Raw genomic sequence first — 16,334 nt, 5'->3', positions numbered from 1 at the left:
AGAAAACAAGTATTCGGTATTAGCTACCGTTTCCGGTAGTTGTCCCAAGCTTGAGGGCAGGTTGCCTACGTGTTACTCACCCGTCCGCCGCTAACTATCAGAGAAGCAAGCTTCTCTGATAGTCCGCTCGACTTGCATGTATTAGGCATGCCGCCAGCGTTCGTCCTGAGCCAGGATCAAACTCTCCAATAAAGATGAATTTCATCAGCGTCGTTAAACACTGTGAAACTCATCGGGGTATTGAAAAGAGCGATAAGCTCATTTTGAATCTGACGATTCATTTTAAATCAAAAGTTACTACCCATTTGTTCAGTTTTCAAGGAACTTGTTCACCTTATCTTGCGACAACTTGCGTCGACCAGACAGGAAATTTATCATATCATGTCAACTTAATTTCTGTCAACAATCTTTTTCGTCACTCTTCAAAGCTACTCAATTACCTTCCGTTTGAAGCGACAAGAAATAATATATCATGCTGTCATTCATTTAGCAAGTGTTTTATTCAACTTTTATCATATTCCAGTAAGAACGTTGTAAGTTGCTAGGAATGAAAGATTGAAACGGAGCGACATTTTGCTTTGCAAAGCAAAACAAAAGAAGAAACAGCTCGAACAAGAACGAATTTGAAGTAAGTGATCCAAAAACTTTATAATAAGGTATCTTTAATTAGAGGAAGTAGCCTAGGTTGATAAAAGTTCTAACTGTGCAACACCGGGATCACATTTTATAAACAACCTTCCTGCACTCGTTTTAGATCCGCTTTTGATTTTTTTGAAAATCGATCTATCATGATTCTACTTTTAGCCTACGATTTCGATTTCTAGTTCAAATCCATGACGCGAGGTGAAAACATTTGAAACAATGGTTAAAAGTGATGCGTAAAGGCTACGGCAAGAAGCTCGTTTCTATTCATGCCTGGAATGCCTGGATTGTTGTGGTTCTTGCCATTACGGGTCTCATATTAATTGGTGGCTTTTGGCGTGAAACTCTGGGTATCGGACGTGTTTGGTTAAAATGGTTACATATTGCCGTGGGCATTGCTATGCTTGCGCCTGTCGTGTATTACTTATTTTTGGCCGGTAAGCATTGGAAGCAACTTCGCAATAAGCCATGGCAAAAGGCAAATACCATCATCGTTCTTGCACTTCTGATCGGATGGCTATTATCTGGCATCGTCTTATGGCAGTTCAAGCTAGTGGGGCCACGATGGTCCAATGCCGCACTTCTGATTCACGATTTACTCACATGGGTTGGTTTACCTTATATTATCTATCACTCCATCACACGTACGCGCTGGTTAAAAGACTCTACACGCCGTACGATCCATAATGAACCATCCATACAGAAACCAAGTGTGGAAAAAGCCGGAAGTCCCTATTCCAAGGAAGAGGAATCAGACACGGATAACAGACCAGCAGCCTCATCTGTTCTCCATGCACACAAAGACTCTAATAGAAATAACGTCCCAAACATAGAGAAACCGCAACCTGTATACACCCGTCGAGCCTTCATCCGTTCTGCTGTGGGTATAGGACTCGCCGTAACTCTCGGACCTACATTTGTATCATGGGTAGGTAAAAACCTCAAGTTTGATAACAGCATAGACAACATGCTTGAGACAGACCCCAATCGAATGGTTCCACTTCCGCAACCTTTATCTTCATCATCTCCGCCGATTGGCGGGGGTGCCGAGGGACACTTTCGCGTATATACGGTCACACCCATTCCATCCTTCTCCAATGCAAACTGGTCATTTCGGGTAGATGGTCTTGTAGAACGTGCTCAGATCTGGAATTGGGAACAGTTTGTCAAACTTGCACGCACAGTACAAGTCAGTGACTTTCACTGCGTTACTGGCTGGTCCGTTTACAAGAATACATGGGAAGGTATACCCTTGAAGCATTTACTAGAGAAAGCCGGTGTAAAATCTGGAGCACACAGTGTCAAATTTTATTCCGGTGACGGGGTATATACCGATGCGATCACACTAGAGCAGGCACAGATGGATGACATTATGATTGCTGTCATGCATGACGGCAAACCTATCCCTGCGGATCTTGGTGGTCCTGTACGACTCGTGATCCCGCAGATGTACGCCTACAAATCGGTCAAGTGGCTGAACCGTATTGAAGTCATCGATAGCGAGCATATTGGGTATTGGGAAGAACGAGGTTATGATAAAGATGCATGGTTATCCGGCGCTTCTCAACGTTTTTCGAATATAAGTGGTTCATAGCAAAAAAAAGCCTCCAAACACAGCAAGCGTGTTTTTGGAGGCTTTCTTCTTATTAGGGTTAGACTAGTTTATGACAAGAGCAGACACAACACGTCTATATTTCACATCCTACGGATTCAGCAGGCGTACCAGTTCGTCCTCATCTTCGATGGTCGGAATACCGAGATCACGAGCCTTCGTTAATTTGCTGCCTGCCTTCTCTCCAGCAATAACAAGGTCTGTTTTTTTGGATACACTGCCTGTGACCTTCGCACCAAGTGCTTCAAGTCTCTGCGTTGCTTCTTCACGCGTTAGTTGATGCAGTGTTCCTGTAAGCACGACCGTTTTACCACTAAAGAAGGAATCCTCCACCACAACCGCTGGCGCTTCTGGTGCCTGTGCTTTCACACCTAGATTCAGCATCTTCTCAATAGCAGCCTGTGTGAACGGATCAGCAAAGAAATTCACAATACTCTCCGCAACAATACCACCTACATCAGGGAGCTCAACCAGTTCCTCTACGGTAGCATTCATGATGGCATGCAGATCACGGTAATGATCGGCGAGCATACGCGTGGTCGATTTGCCCGTGTTCGGAATGCCCAAGGAATACAGGAAAGAAGCCAGGTCCCGTTCTTTACTCTGCTCGAGCGCAACAAGGAGGTTGTTCGCTTTCTTTTCGCCAAATCGCTCCAGCTTCACGAGATCATCGAACTGCAATGTATACAGATCGGCGGGTTCGCGAACATTCAATTCATCATATAACTGAATCGCTGTTTTCTCACTAAAGGTCTCGATGTCCATCGCGTCTCTGGAAGCAAAATGAGAAATACGAGCGACTGTCTGCGGTTTGCATGCCAGCTTGTTATTACAGAACAAGTGTGCTCCGCGTTGCTCTAACGGGAATCCACATGCCGGACATTGCTCTGGATATATAATTTCTTCGCCGTCATTCTCTTCGGTCACTTTGCCGAGAATCTCAGGAATAACATCATTGGAACGACGAATAAAGACACGCGAACCCAGCGCATATTTCAGATTTTTACGTTCAATATCGCCCACATTGTTCAGCGTGCAGTTCTGCACGGTAACTCCAGCGAGCTCGACCGGTTCTACTCGGGCCAGCGGTGTCACTTTACCCGTCCTGCCGACATTCCACACGACTTCGTTTAGTACGGTTGTGGTCTCTTCCGCTTCGAATTTATAGGCAACCGCCCAACGCGGGAACTTGTCCGTATACCCCAGCACTTCACGAGTTCGCATGTCCGTGAGCTTAATAACCGCTCCATCAATCAGGTAATCCAGTTGCCCCCGATTTTCCTGAATTGCTTCGAGCTGCTCCATAACGTCATCAAATTCATGGAAATAGGTGAGGGATGGATTAACTTTAAAACGGTTCTCGCGCAAGAAGTCCATCATTTCCTGATGGTTGGCAAACTGGAGGTCGCCCGAGTATCCAATGTTATAAAAATAAGCATTCAACCGACGCTCAGCAGTCGTTTTCGGATTCAGGTTACGCAGCGCTCCTGCGGCTGCATTTCGTGCATTTTTGAGCGGCTCGGCAGCCGTTTCATTATATCGATTCAGTACAGAAAGGTTCATAATGCCCTCTCCCTGCACTTCAATCGTACCTCCGGTATATGGAATTTTGAGCGGAACAGATTTGATGGTTTTCACTTGTGCCAAAATGCCTTCGCCCACCGTTCCGTTTCCACGCGTAGAAGCCTGCACCAACTCACCGTTGGTATAGGTCAGGTTCAAGGTCAGTCCGTCAAACTTCAACTCAATGACATAACCCGGTTCAGGTAAGGGATTACCTGGGTTTTTGCTATTGTAGTCATTGACCAGCTTTAGGACACGTGTATTCCAATTGCGAAGCTGTTCAATGTTCTGTGCTTTGTCCAAGCTCCATAATGGGGATAAATGACGATGCGGGGTAAATCCCTTGAGCAGTTCGCCCCCTACACGTTGTGTGGGAGAATCCGGCAATACCATACCGCTCTCCTGCTCCAGCGTAACCAGTTCATCGTATAGAAGGTCATACTCCTTATCACTGATCTGCGGCTGATCCATCGTGTAGTACTGATAGTTGTGCTGGTTCAGCTCGGTAACGAGTTGCTCCATCCGGTGCATCGGGTCCATATTGGGCCATCCCTCCGTATAATTAATATATGTAGAACGAACACGCCTATTGCAATAACCGAATGTGTAGAATCAGATCTCATGTCAGTTCGGTATTTTGCAATAGGCCGTTTATTCTTATTCCACTTTGGTAATCGGGGCAAATCCAGCGAGTAGACGTTTCACGCCAACTGGAGCTGGGAATGCAATCTGCAGCTCGGTATCATTACCACTACCTTTGACCGCAACGATGGTACCTGTCCCCCATTTGCCATGCTGCACTTTGTCGCCTGCCTTAAACCCTGCCGCACTGTCTGAAGAGACAGACTTCGAAGCAGAAGCTGGTGCAGCAAAGGTAGGACGAGAAGTGCTGGTCGTCACACGGGATGTCGGCCCAGATGAAGCCTTTGCGGATGAACCACTTCGACTCTGCTGTTCAAACAGCTTGGATGCACTCGCAGCGCCTCCGAAATTGCTTCCACCACTGGAGCCTAACCCACGTCCGCCATAAGAACCTCCGCCTTTGCTGGTTCCACGACGGTAACGGTCGCGTGCAATTGAAGTATCTTCTTTAAGCTCATCCGGGATTTCATCCAGGAAACGGGATGGCGGATTGGCCGTTGTACGCCCAAACAAGGTCCGCATCTGTGCACATGACAGGAACAACTGCTCTTCCGCACGCGTAATCCCTACGTAGGCCAGACGACGTTCCTCCTCCAGCTCTTCATTGTCCATAAAAGCACGGCTGTGAGGGAAGACCCCTTCCTCCATACCGATGATGAAGACAACCGGAAATTCCAGACCTTTGGCACTGTGCATCGTCATCAATGTGACCGCATCGCTCTGATCTTCTTCTTCATCGTTCATGCTGTCGATGTCTGCAATGAGTGCCAGATCGGTGAGAAATGAAACGAGCGTTTTGTCTTCATTGTTTTTCTCAAACTCCATCGTTACCGACAGGAACTCTTCGATATTCTCGAGTCTTGCGCGAGATTCAATCGTATTTTCCTTCTGCATCTCATCACGGTACTGACTCATCTCCAGAATCTTCTCGGTCAGCTCAGTCACGGACAGATATTCAACCATCTGGTGCAGTGCCGCGATCATATCATAGAACTCCACCAGTGCATTACGCGTGCGACCAGCGAAACCGAGATCATCAACCACTTGCAGTACACGGAAAATGGAAACCCCACGCTCTCCAGCGGCTGTAGCCAGCTTGGCTACTGTCGTATCTCCAATGCTGCGCTTCGGCACATTAATGATCCGGGTCAAACTGATATCATCATCCGGGTTGGACAACAGGCGCAGATAAGCCAAAATATCCTTGATCTCTTTCCGATCATAGAACTTGATGCCGCCGACAATCTGGTACGGAATGTCCGATTTGATCAAAATTTCCTCGATAACCCGGGACTGAGCATTGGTACGATACAGGATCGCATGATGCTGATAGGATTTGCCGTTCTTCACATTTTTACTAATCTCGGAGGTTACAAAATACCCCTCATCATGCTCGGAATCGGCACGATACACCTTGATCTTTGATCCGCCTTCTTTGTCCGTCCACAGCTTCTTCGGCTTGCGGCCCGTATTCAGGCCGATGACTTCATTCGCAGCATTCAGGATGTTGGAAGTCGAACGATAATTCTGCTCGAGCATGATCGTCTGCGCTTCCGGGTAATCTTTTTCAAAGTTGAGGATATTGGTAATGTCCGCCCCGCGCCAGCGATAGATCGACTGGTCACTATCCCCTACGACACAAATGCGGTGATGGCTGTCAGCCAGCATGCGGCACAGCATGTACTGTGCACGGTTCGTATCCTGATACTCATCGACGTGAATGTACTGGAATTTCTTTTGGTAAAAATCAAGCACTTCCGGCACTTCTTTGAACAGTTGAATCGTGGCCATGATCAAGTCGTCGAAGTCCAGTGAGTTGTTGGCTCTGAGACGTTTCTGGTACATCGTATACACCTTTGCTACAATGCCTTCGAAATAGTCGCCCGCCTGCTTCTCGTATTGCTCAGGACTGATCAGTTCATTTTTGGCTGTGCTCATCATCGCCTGAACGGCTTTGGGTTCAAACTTCTTCGTATCGATATTCTGATCTTTCATACAACTGCGAATAACCGATAACTGGTCCGATGAGTCCAAAATGCTAAAGTTGGATGTAAAACCGATCCGTTCAATGTCACGGCGCAAGATGCGCACACACATAGAGTGAAACGTGGATACCCAAATATCGCGGCCTTGAGATCCGCCTACCAGTTGGGATACCCGATCCTGCATCTCCCGAGCAGCTTTGTTGGTAAACGTAATCGCCAAAATGCCCCACGGGGGTGCTTTCCGTGTTGCGATCAGATAGGCGATCCGGTGTGTCAGCACTCTGGTTTTACCCGAGCCCGCACCAGCCATAATAAGCAATGGCCCGTCCGTTGCCTCAACAGCTTGCCGCTGAGGAGTGTTCAGCCGTGCTACGGCGTCATGTATATTTACAGGTTGCATGCATGCATGCTCCTTTCGTTAGTTGGTCATATAAGAGTACTATGGGTTACACAGGTCACTCCGAGTGCAGTAGCATCTTCCGATCGTCGTTATCCCAGATTTTTTGATCCCCTTTGACAAAGGGAAAATCCGGTGATAAATACGAACACTTCGTTTCTCCAGATCGCTTCCGCACTCTCCGTTCATGTGTAAACGTAGTCGCCTTATACTTTGTGGGTAGGTAAGAATATCTAGAAAACTGTAATGAATCTTCAGTTTGTTTAAACGGATTCTCCGTTTCTGTGTAAACATAGATCATAAGAGATATTAGGCACCTGAAAGCATTATTACTTGAATGAAATTAAATTTATAAAAGCCAAAGTTCTATTTTAACAGATTCTACGGGGAATATGGGAGAATGGTAAACTAAACCGGTCAGGTGTCACTTCGATCGCCTTTCACAGCTTGTACCGTTTCCAATGCTTGACTCAAATGGCTGTACACAATATTACCAACAACAATGGTATCCGCAACTTGGGCAGCTTGTCCTGCTTTCTCTACTGTATCAATTCCACCGCCATAAATGAGATGCGCTCGCTCCAATTGTCTGTGCGTCTCGCCAACCAGCTCCATATCACCAAAAGTTCCACTATACTCCATATATATAATAGGCAGATTCAGCAATCGTTCTCCAGCCTGAGCATAGGCCGCTGCAGCCTCTGTCGTCAGTTCCGTATCTGCTCCCGTTAACTTCGCCACAGTAGAGTCCGCATGAAGAACAATATACCCTTCGGTAATCAGCAAATCCCACGGGATCAAAAAGCCGTAGCGCTCGATAGCCTGCTGGTGCTGTCCAATAATCCACCTGCTGTCCGTTGTGTTCAGCACCATCGGGATCAGATACCCGTCAAACCCAGGCACAACCGCCTCCAGATCGGATACTTCCAACACACAGGGCAGTTCATAGCGACGCACCCGGGACATCAGATCTACCGTATTATCATACGTAATACCTGATGATCCACCCACGATAATCGCATCCGTTCCAGACATGCATACTTGATCCAATGCCTCATCCGTAATTTCCCTGTCGGGGTCGAGCTTAAATACGTGTCTCCACTGCTTAATCATGTCTATCAACGAACATTCCTCCAGAGGTTCTTCTGCATCTTAAATAGCTTGTAAACTAAGTCTAAGTCAGCAGACAGTAGGTGTCAATGTTCGTATAAAAGGCGAACAGAAAAACACAGACTTTTCACGATTAATCTTCCTAGAAAGTCTGTGTCCTTGGATTAGAGTCTTTCGATTCTTATAAGCCTTAGTGTTTTTCTAAGTCCTCATTTTTTAAGGCTTCCAAGCAAACCTTGTATTCATCTCTTCCATTTCTTGCTCTGTCAGGACATCGGAGTACACACCATACACACCCCATTTTTCATAATTGGCTGCCTGCTGGGTATCATTAATGGTATGCACATAGGTGACTGCCCCGGCCTTCTTTAGTTTGGCAACAAAGTTCTGGTTCACTTTATATTCCGGCATCGTTACAGCATCAATATCATTGTTCTCTACAAATTGCACCACTTGGGCTTCTGTATCCTGTGTGGCATATAACGTGTAAATGATAGAGGGGAAGTTATAAACTTCCTTTACCTTTTCAAGCATAGGTTCATTATAAATCTGTACCACCACTCGGCTTAGAGCTGACGAATCATGTTTCTTCGCTGCATTAACCAATGATCGAAGCACTTGCTGGATATCTTCGTCCTTCTGCTCTTTGGTATCCGTTACAATATACATATCCGGGTACTTGGATAACACTTTCATAATTCCATCGGCATCCATTGGCTGGTACATGCCAAGAATCGGTGTATTCATGAATTCATCGTGTGTGAGTGCCCCGGCCTGCTTATGCTCTGGCAACTCTTCATCCTGTCCGAGCATTTTGCTCATGTTAGCTGTCCACTCATGTCTTGCTACAGCTACGCGATCCGAAGTGAGCATGAAGTCTATTTCAAATACCCGTGTCCCTTTTTCATAATTGGCAATCATCGCTTCATACGCGTTAGTATAAGGTTGTTCCCGAATACTGCCCATCGCATGGGCAATTAATCGATAGTTCGCAAATCCATCACGTTGCTCCTCACTCTGACTGTCATGTGCCCAAAAGAGCGTACCCACAGTAACGAGCAAAAGTGTCAAAACGGCGGCAATACGTTTCATATCATTTACACATCCTTTGCAGACGTATTAGTCAAAGTAGTTTACAAGTATCACAAATTATTCATTGCTGTGCACTTACTAGAAATATCCGAACCCTAAAATGTATGAAACATGATTGTTTAACGCTAAGAGATATCAAGCTACGCTGGGGGTATCGTGCCACAATGGTACATGGTTTGTTGAGCAACGTGTTGTGTAACATTACTTTTTGGTAACTAACTACCCGAATAAAGCAGGGACAAAACAAAAAAGCCGCCCAAAGGCGACTCTCACTGGTGTGAAACAGGTTTCAGATAAGGGAAACAAGAGAAATCATTCAATTCATCCGTTAAACCTTCTTGCATCTAACATAAAACTCAATATGCATTTTTCAAACCATTGCGAATGGTTTCCCATATAATTTTAATATCAAATAATAAAGACCAGTTTTCAATATAGAAAATATCCTGTTCAATCCGATCCTCAATAGAGGTATCTCCTCGTAACCCCTTACTCTGGGCTAATCCTGTAATGCCTGGGCGAACATGATGTTTAATCATATACTTAGGGATTTCATCCCGAAACTGATTGACATAATACGGTCGTTCCGGCCTCGGACCCACTACACTCATATGACCTAACAATACATTGAAAAATTGAGGCAGTTCATCTAAACTCGTACGCCTTATAAACGTTCCAAAGGCGGTACGACGTGGATCATTTTGAGTTGACCATCCTGTGTCTTCCAAACCTTCAGGCATCGCCTTCATAGAACGGAACTTATACATCATGAAATTACGTCTGTTAAGTCCAACACGCTCCTGTTTAAAGATGACCGGCCCTGCCGAGGTCAAACGCACCCCCAACGCTACAATGAGCATAATAGGCGATGTGAAGATGATTGCCGCGAGCGAGAACACAATATCAAACGCACGTTTCATAAGACGATTAATGGTAATATCGAGCGGAATGTCACGCACATTTATCATCGGCATGCCTGCAAAATTATCAAAGTGAGGACGAGCCGGTAAATAATCAAAGAAATCCGGAATAATCAGTGTGCGCACTCCGGCCTTCTCACACACATTGATAATATGCGAATATTTATCATGTGCATCCAGCGGCAAAGCCAGAATAACCTCATCTACATAGTGTGTAGACAAAAATTCTTCCAGTTCGTCGATTTTCCCTAGAATCGGGCTGTATCTCTTTTGTTCCACTTGATCCCAATGTCGGTAATCATCCAGAAAACCCGTAACTTCATACCCGAGTTCAGGATAACTTTTGAGATTGTCATAGAAACGTTTCCCAAGTGAACCTGCCCCAAGAATCAGCACAAACTGACGGTTGAATCCTTTTTTGCGCAAGTGTTTTAATTGCAACTTCACCATATAACGATACATCAACGTGAAAGACACGTTACCGACCATATACATCGCAAGATATGCGCGTGAGATATTTACTTCTTTGAAAAAGAACATCAGACTCATCAGCATGAAGAAGGCTATGCCGTGAGATTGGATAATTTTCCAAAGTTCATCAACAAAACGCTTTTTGCGTTTAGGTACATAAAGTGAAGACAACATACCTGCCAACACGGCAAGCACTGCATAGACCAAGCTCCACATCAAATACTTCTCTATAGGCAGCGGATTCTGATTCGTTAACAGATCACTCTCGAACTTCAACCACCATGCCAACAAAAATGAAAACTGAATAACACCAAAGTCAGTCGCAATATACAATTGAGTTAAAAATCGTTGATTACGCCGAATCATGATTTCACCTCGGAAGATACTTCATTTTCTGCTCTCGTCGGTGTAACAGTTCTCTTCGAACGAGAAGGCAGAGATACCCAGTTACGCAGGAGGGATAACGTAAACTTTAAAGAGATGCCCATCCATACGACTCCGTTCATCAATGGATTATATTTCTTTGCGTAGTGCTTGCGGTGGAACACCCACATTGCTCTATGAAACTCATACGTAATTTTCAAAGGTTTGCGACGGGCACTACCGCCCTTATAATGCACAATATATGTACGCGGATAGTAATAAATGCCCCACCCTGCCTCTTTAATACGATAACACCAGTCGATATCCTCACCATACATAAAAAACGTCTCGTCCAATCCACCAATCTGCTCAATGGTCTCACGACGTACCAACATAAAGGCACCAACCAGACAATCTACTGGATATTCATCATCTGGACTAAGATGCCCCAATTGGTATTGATTAAACTTCGGCCGATCCGGGAAAAGCCGTGAAAGCCCAAATGCGTAATAGAATGACGCGGATGGCGTCGGAAACCCTCTCTTGCAGGCTTTGTCCAGTGAGCCGTCCGGAAGAATGACTTTACAACCGGAGGCCCCCATTTCGGGATGACGATCCATAAAATAGACCATCGTATGCAGCGTATCTGGCTGAACAACCGTATCGGAATTAAGGAGTAGAATATAACGTCCGCTGGCAATGTCCATTCCTTGATTGTTGGCTACGGCAAAGCCGGTGTTGGCAGAGTTAGCGATCATTCGCACATTCGGATAAGCATCTTGAATGGCTTGAACCGAATCGTCCCGTGAAGCATTATCTACGACAATAATTTCGTAGCTGTATGCTGTGTTAGAAGCATAGACAGACTGTATGCAGTTGAGTGTAAGCAAACGAGTATTGTAGTTGACAATAATAACACTTAAATCGGAGATGTCTTTATTTTCAGACATATAAAAACTCCTGACTATAGAACTGTGAGAATTTCGACTCTTTCATTATCAAGAAAGTTTTAATAGAGATTATTTATTTGGTTTAATTAGTATAGCATAAACTGATTACAACGGAAAAAGCGATTCTCTTCATGATCATCTTCATATTATTAATTTATTCAGGCAAAGGCCAGCTGATCTTTTGAACAACTGGCCGCCTTAGTAATTAATTTATACCATTTTTTTATTTATCAAGTATTGAAGAATAATATTAGCACATTGCTTTATGCTGTATTTATCAGTTTCTAATATCACGTCGGGATGATCTGGCGCCTCATATGGAGCAGAAACTCCTGTAAAATTGCTTATCTGTCCTTTTAAGGCTTTCTCATATAATCCCTTGGGATCACGTTTTATACATTCCTCTACAGCACACTTAACGTATATTTCTACAAACTCCTCCGCATCAAACATTTTACGAACATTCTCCCTATCCTCTTTATATGGAGAAATAAAAGCCGCCATTACAATCACACCAGAATCAACAAAAAGTTTAGAAACTTCACTTACTCGCCGGATATTCTCTTTACGGTCTTGAGGTGCAAAACCGAGGTTGGAATTCAAACCATGTCGAAGATTATCTCCATCAAGCACATATGCGTGTACTCCGCGTTCATATAGTTCCTTCTCTACTTGCATACTGATTGTTGATTTTCCAGAGCCAGACAAACCTGTCAACCAAAGCACACAACTCTTGTGCTGATTAAGTTTATGCCGATCTTCTTTGGTGACCACGCTTTGATGATAAACAATGTTTCCATTCTCATTATTCATGATGTAAACAATAACATCCTTCCATAGTTATTTGGCAATAAAATATACACCGATCAAAATAATTGCTACACCTATTATTTTTTGGAAAGAAATAAATTCATGAAATATAAAGTAACCAGCAAGAAGTCCAAAAACGTACGCTAAACTTTGCATGGGATATAAAGTACTTAAAGGCAACTTGGTTAAAAGATATATCCATATTAAAGTAGCCATAACATAAAGAAATCCACCCATTATAAAATATGGTGATAATAAAACACTAAATAATGAAGAAAGATTAAAGTTACCGATGTTACGAACAGACATTTTCCACAGAACCTGTCCTGAAGTTAAAAATACTACATTAACTAAAAGTAAAATAACATACATTAACTTATATTCCCCCAAAATGTGATCAGACGACTTAATGCACCAAATGTGGCCATTTTTCATTGTACTTCTTCAATGCTTGATCCACAACGTTAAACTTACTACGTGAATCACTACTTAATTCGGCAGACAACACTCTGATCGGAACTTCATTATGACTTGTAATATACAATAGTCCTTGCACCGCTCGCGAAGGTACATTATCGATTCGATTAATATAATGATGAATCCCATCTTTCACATCAAAAGGAACCAAACTAGTAGAAATCATATTCCCTTTTTGATCCATCCAATTGATCTGCCATCTTCCAATTTCATTCTTTGCCTGGCCTTCTATTTCTAAATCAATCTTATAACTTTGATAAATATTATCGAAAGAAACAATAGTTGGAGTTGCAACATTCACCTTAAGCGGAGTTTTATATTTCTCTGAAACAATATTATTATTATGCTTTACCCGATATAAGATATGGGTTCCTGTTTCTGCTTCCACATCAAGTTTTCTCCGCAACTCCGGGTGTTCTTCTAAAGTAAATAACTCAGGCAACCTTACTCTTTGTGTTTTATCAACTAAATAATAATCAAATGAATCCAAAAATTCCAATGGAGTTATTTGACTATTCATTAGTTTTTCAGTAAAAAAGGTATTGTACCATGTTAACGTGTAGAATTCCCCAAGGAAGGTACCGCGAAAGACATCATTGTTTGACAACAACCTGATTCCTTTTTTGTTTATAATTGTTAGAATACTCTCGTTGTTATTTATTGTAAGCTCTGAATGTGGAGTTAACATTCCCTTCTTTAGTGATAAGTAATTATTCGGATTCACATTAAACCACATATTAGGGAGGCAAATAATAAGAATAGATATCAATGACAAGGAAGCCGCCCATCTCACCCTGATTAGTCTAGAAAATAACCAATGAACTGCAACAACAACAACAATTGTTGCTAAAATGATAGAACCATAAAAATAACGAATATTATAGGTCATTAATGTAGATAACCAATACGAAGTGAAGATCAGATAAACCAGGAGTAAATATATTTTATTTCTTATAAAAATAACTAAAGCAAAAGCTACAGGTAAAGCAAGTAAAAAGTAACCTACTCCACCATTTTCAAGTTCTATATTTTTGGAGGTGTTGAATACAACATCATATAAAGAATGAAATGAAACATTCAAAACATTAGTAAAAGGGTCAGAAAAATTGGATGTAGGGAAATATTCACTTTTGAACAGGCCATTCATAAACGGGAAGAAAGGATTCCCGCTTTTATACCATATCAGAAGAAATACAGGCAAAAAACTGGACAAACATGTTATCAAACTTAACAAAAATCTTTTGAGCGTTGGAATTAAACCTTCTTTGTACAGGAGTAGTCCAAACAAAACAATACTTACTGGTAAAATAAAATACACAGCCATTGGTTTGGAGAAAAATGCAAGGCCAAAAATGAAATAAATATATGGGAGATTCGTTATTAACAACTTAGAATTAAATGATTTCATCCCCAAAAGAGCTATAATAATGAAGAAAACTGGGTACATATCTATATATAGAGTTGTTGATAAATTAACAGCTAGAGGCATACTGAAATAAAGAAACCCTACCATGTAAGGTAGCGTTTTTGATTTTGTAATTTCCCTCAACAATCGGATTAACGGGAAAAACATAAGCACTGACAAAACTGTGTTTAATAAAACTAAGGCCTTAGTTCCACCCAGTGTAAATAAAAATGTATACAGTAAATGTGGAAATATTGCATAGTCACCATAACTAACAAACTCAACTACATTGTAATCATATAGACTATTCGCCATTTGATTTGGTATAGCCAAATGTTTAGAAAGCGAATCATACTGCCAAATTGGATAAGATGCGGGAATAATATATATCATCAATATCAAGAGACAGCAACATAAAAAAAGTGGTTGTTTTTTGGAGTGAAAATATATAACTCTTTGAATGTTTTTTAAAGCCGGCTTTATTTTCTTAAAACGAATACATATAATTAATATAGACAGAATCAGGAATATAGATTTTTTGTCTAAGGAAAAGAATGTAGAAATCCATACGAAAGCCCCTACGATTCCCATACCTATGGATAGTTGGATAAAAACATTATCTAGTTGCACAAGACGTGTTTTAAAGAAACTGCCCAGGGCATAGGATAACAGTAATAACAGGGCAACAAGCAGGATATCAAAAATTATATTGAAATATACCAATTCAAAAACAAATAAAATGGCTAATGCTAGCACCGAAAATTTCAGCGATTTCATTACTAGGATCCTCTTATCTTTCAAGTTTGTTTTTCAGTTCTGAGATTTCTTGTTTCAATAATCCCATTTCTTGTATTATATTCTTATTTCTAACATGACTTCTAGATAAAGCAATAGTGAGACTAAAAAGCGTACTAATTGTCCCGAAATGTACAATAAGGAAAATGGTGTTTACTGGCGTTTCTATCCCAAATAATAAAGATATCAAAACAGAAAGGTTAGGAAATAATCCTACCAGCAATAGAAACAAACTAAAAAAGAACCATATTAATGAAAACTTCAATTCTAATTTGTTCCTCCTAATTAAATTCAAAATGAACAAAAACCCTACTGACGATATTATGATTAATATAATGTGTAGTTTAAACGGAACCATTTTTGATGACTCCTTTTCTATCTCTCATCAGGTCAATTAAGATTGCGATGGAGACTTTGACCATATAATACACTGACTTCAACAGATTTATAGACGAAACCCCACCTACTCGCTCTTCCATCACAACAGGAATTTCTTTAATAGTGAATTCATTCCTTTTTAGAAAAACTATTGTTTCTGGCTCTGGATAATCAATGGGATAACTATTAGCGAACATTTTTATGATACTGGCATTGCAGGCTCTGAATCCAGATGTTGGATCAGTTACTTTTTGTTTAGTAAGTAAGTATATAATTTTACTAAAATATACAATACCTATTCTCCTCAGTGCAGAAGACTGAAAACCCTCCCTCTCTAAAAACCGGGAGCCTATAACGAAATCAGCTTTTTTTAGTATAATTGGCTCAATCAAATCTTTTATAAACTTTGGATTATGTTGCCCGTCACCATCTACTTGTATAGCTATATCATAATTATGTTTATAGGCATATTTATAGCCTGTCTGAACTGCTCCCCCGATACCTAAATTACATGGAAGATCAATTACATTTGCTCCCACTTCAAACGCTGCATTTGATGTCGAATCAGTAGAACAATCGTTAATGACTACAATATCGAACTCCACCTCAATTTCGTGTCTAAGACTCATAATTAAGTTTTGAATATTGTCTGCCTCGTTGTACGCTGGTACGATCACTAATATTTTCACACCTACCACACCTCAGAAAAGTCAATTTTACGT

The 16,334-nt window shown here is 41.9% G+C and carries 12 protein-coding genes and 1 rRNA gene; 1 reads left to right on the top strand and 12 read right to left on the bottom strand.

What is annotated here, in order from left to right; all coding sequences use genetic code 11:
* A 16S ribosomal RNA gene (locus ABIE27_RS07675) occupies window positions 1–192 on the bottom strand; the annotation flags it as partial.
* Between the two features lie 661 nt (window positions 193–853).
* On the opposite strand from ABIE27_RS07675, the gene ABIE27_RS07670 reads away from it, so the two are divergent.
* Complete coding sequence (locus ABIE27_RS07670; RefSeq protein ID WP_429350244.1) at window positions 854–2,236, top strand: molybdopterin-dependent oxidoreductase; 1,383 nt, start codon at window positions 854–856, stop codon at window positions 2,234–2,236.
* A 108-nt stretch (window positions 2,237–2,344) separates the two neighbouring features.
* Here ABIE27_RS07670 and ligA read toward each other — a convergent pair whose 3' ends face one another.
* The 11 genes from ligA to ABIE27_RS07615 all read right to left on the bottom strand — a co-directional run bounded on the left by ligA (window position 2,345) and on the right by ABIE27_RS07615 (window position 16,301).
* Entirely contained in the window at window positions 2,345–4,357 is a 2,013-nt protein-coding gene (gene ligA / locus ABIE27_RS07665; protein ID WP_429350243.1) for an NAD-dependent DNA ligase LigA, read from the bottom strand.
* A 117-nt stretch (window positions 4,358–4,474) separates the two neighbouring features.
* The gene (gene pcrA, locus ABIE27_RS07660; RefSeq protein WP_429350242.1) at window positions 4,475–6,844 is read right to left on the bottom strand and encodes a DNA helicase PcrA; all 2,370 of its coding nucleotides are present in this window, start codon (window positions 6,842–6,844) and stop codon (window positions 4,475–4,477) included.
* 414 nt (window positions 6,845–7,258) lie between these two features.
* Window positions 7,259–7,954, bottom strand: coding sequence for a heptaprenylglyceryl phosphate synthase (locus tag ABIE27_RS07655; RefSeq protein WP_429350262.1), 696 nt, complete (start codon window positions 7,952–7,954; stop codon window positions 7,259–7,261).
* A 213-nt stretch (window positions 7,955–8,167) separates the two neighbouring features.
* The gene (locus tag ABIE27_RS07650; RefSeq protein ID WP_429350241.1) at window positions 8,168–9,043 is read right to left on the bottom strand and encodes a phosphatidylinositol-specific phospholipase C/glycerophosphodiester phosphodiesterase family protein; all 876 of its coding nucleotides are present in this window, start codon (window positions 9,041–9,043) and stop codon (window positions 8,168–8,170) included.
* Between the two features lie 356 nt (window positions 9,044–9,399).
* Entirely contained in the window at window positions 9,400–10,800 is a 1,401-nt protein-coding gene (locus ABIE27_RS07645) for an undecaprenyl-phosphate glucose phosphotransferase (RefSeq protein ID WP_429350240.1), read from the bottom strand.
* Window positions 10,797–11,747 (bottom strand): glycosyltransferase family 2 protein, encoded by a 951-nt coding sequence (locus ABIE27_RS07640; protein WP_429350239.1) that lies wholly within the window; start codon window positions 11,745–11,747, stop codon window positions 10,797–10,799. The genes ABIE27_RS07645 and ABIE27_RS07640 overlap by 4 nt, the downstream gene beginning before the upstream one ends.
* A 210-nt stretch (window positions 11,748–11,957) precedes the next feature.
* Window positions 11,958–12,560 carry an adenylyl-sulfate kinase gene (gene cysC, locus ABIE27_RS07635; RefSeq protein WP_429350238.1) on the bottom strand — a complete coding sequence of 201 codons (603 nt, stop codon included), beginning with the start codon at window positions 12,558–12,560 and terminating at the stop codon, window positions 11,958–11,960.
* Window positions 12,561–12,587: 27 nt separating this feature from the next.
* A complete protein-coding gene (locus ABIE27_RS07630; protein ID WP_429350237.1) occupies window positions 12,588–12,929 on the bottom strand; it encodes an EamA family transporter in 342 nt (113 codons plus the stop codon).
* A gap of 34 nt (window positions 12,930–12,963) precedes the next feature.
* Window positions 12,964–15,216, bottom strand: coding sequence for an ArnT family glycosyltransferase (locus ABIE27_RS07625; protein WP_429350236.1), 2,253 nt, complete (start codon window positions 15,214–15,216; stop codon window positions 12,964–12,966).
* 13 nt (window positions 15,217–15,229) lie between these two features.
* The gene (locus ABIE27_RS07620; protein WP_429350235.1) at window positions 15,230–15,592 is read right to left on the bottom strand and encodes a DUF2304 domain-containing protein; all 363 of its coding nucleotides are present in this window, start codon (window positions 15,590–15,592) and stop codon (window positions 15,230–15,232) included.
* Complete coding sequence (locus tag ABIE27_RS07615; RefSeq protein WP_429350234.1) at window positions 15,579–16,301, bottom strand: glycosyltransferase family 2 protein; 723 nt, start codon at window positions 16,299–16,301, stop codon at window positions 15,579–15,581. Before ABIE27_RS07615 ends, ABIE27_RS07620 begins: the two co-directional genes overlap by 14 nt.
* Window positions 16,302–16,334 lie beyond the last annotated feature (33 nt).

The sequence above is a fragment of the Paenibacillus sp. 4624 genome, from assembly GCF_050435065.1.
GTDB lineage: Bacteria > Bacillota > Bacilli > Paenibacillales > Paenibacillaceae > Paenibacillus > Paenibacillus amylolyticus_D.
This window is presented reverse-complemented; position numbering and strand designations above follow the sequence as displayed.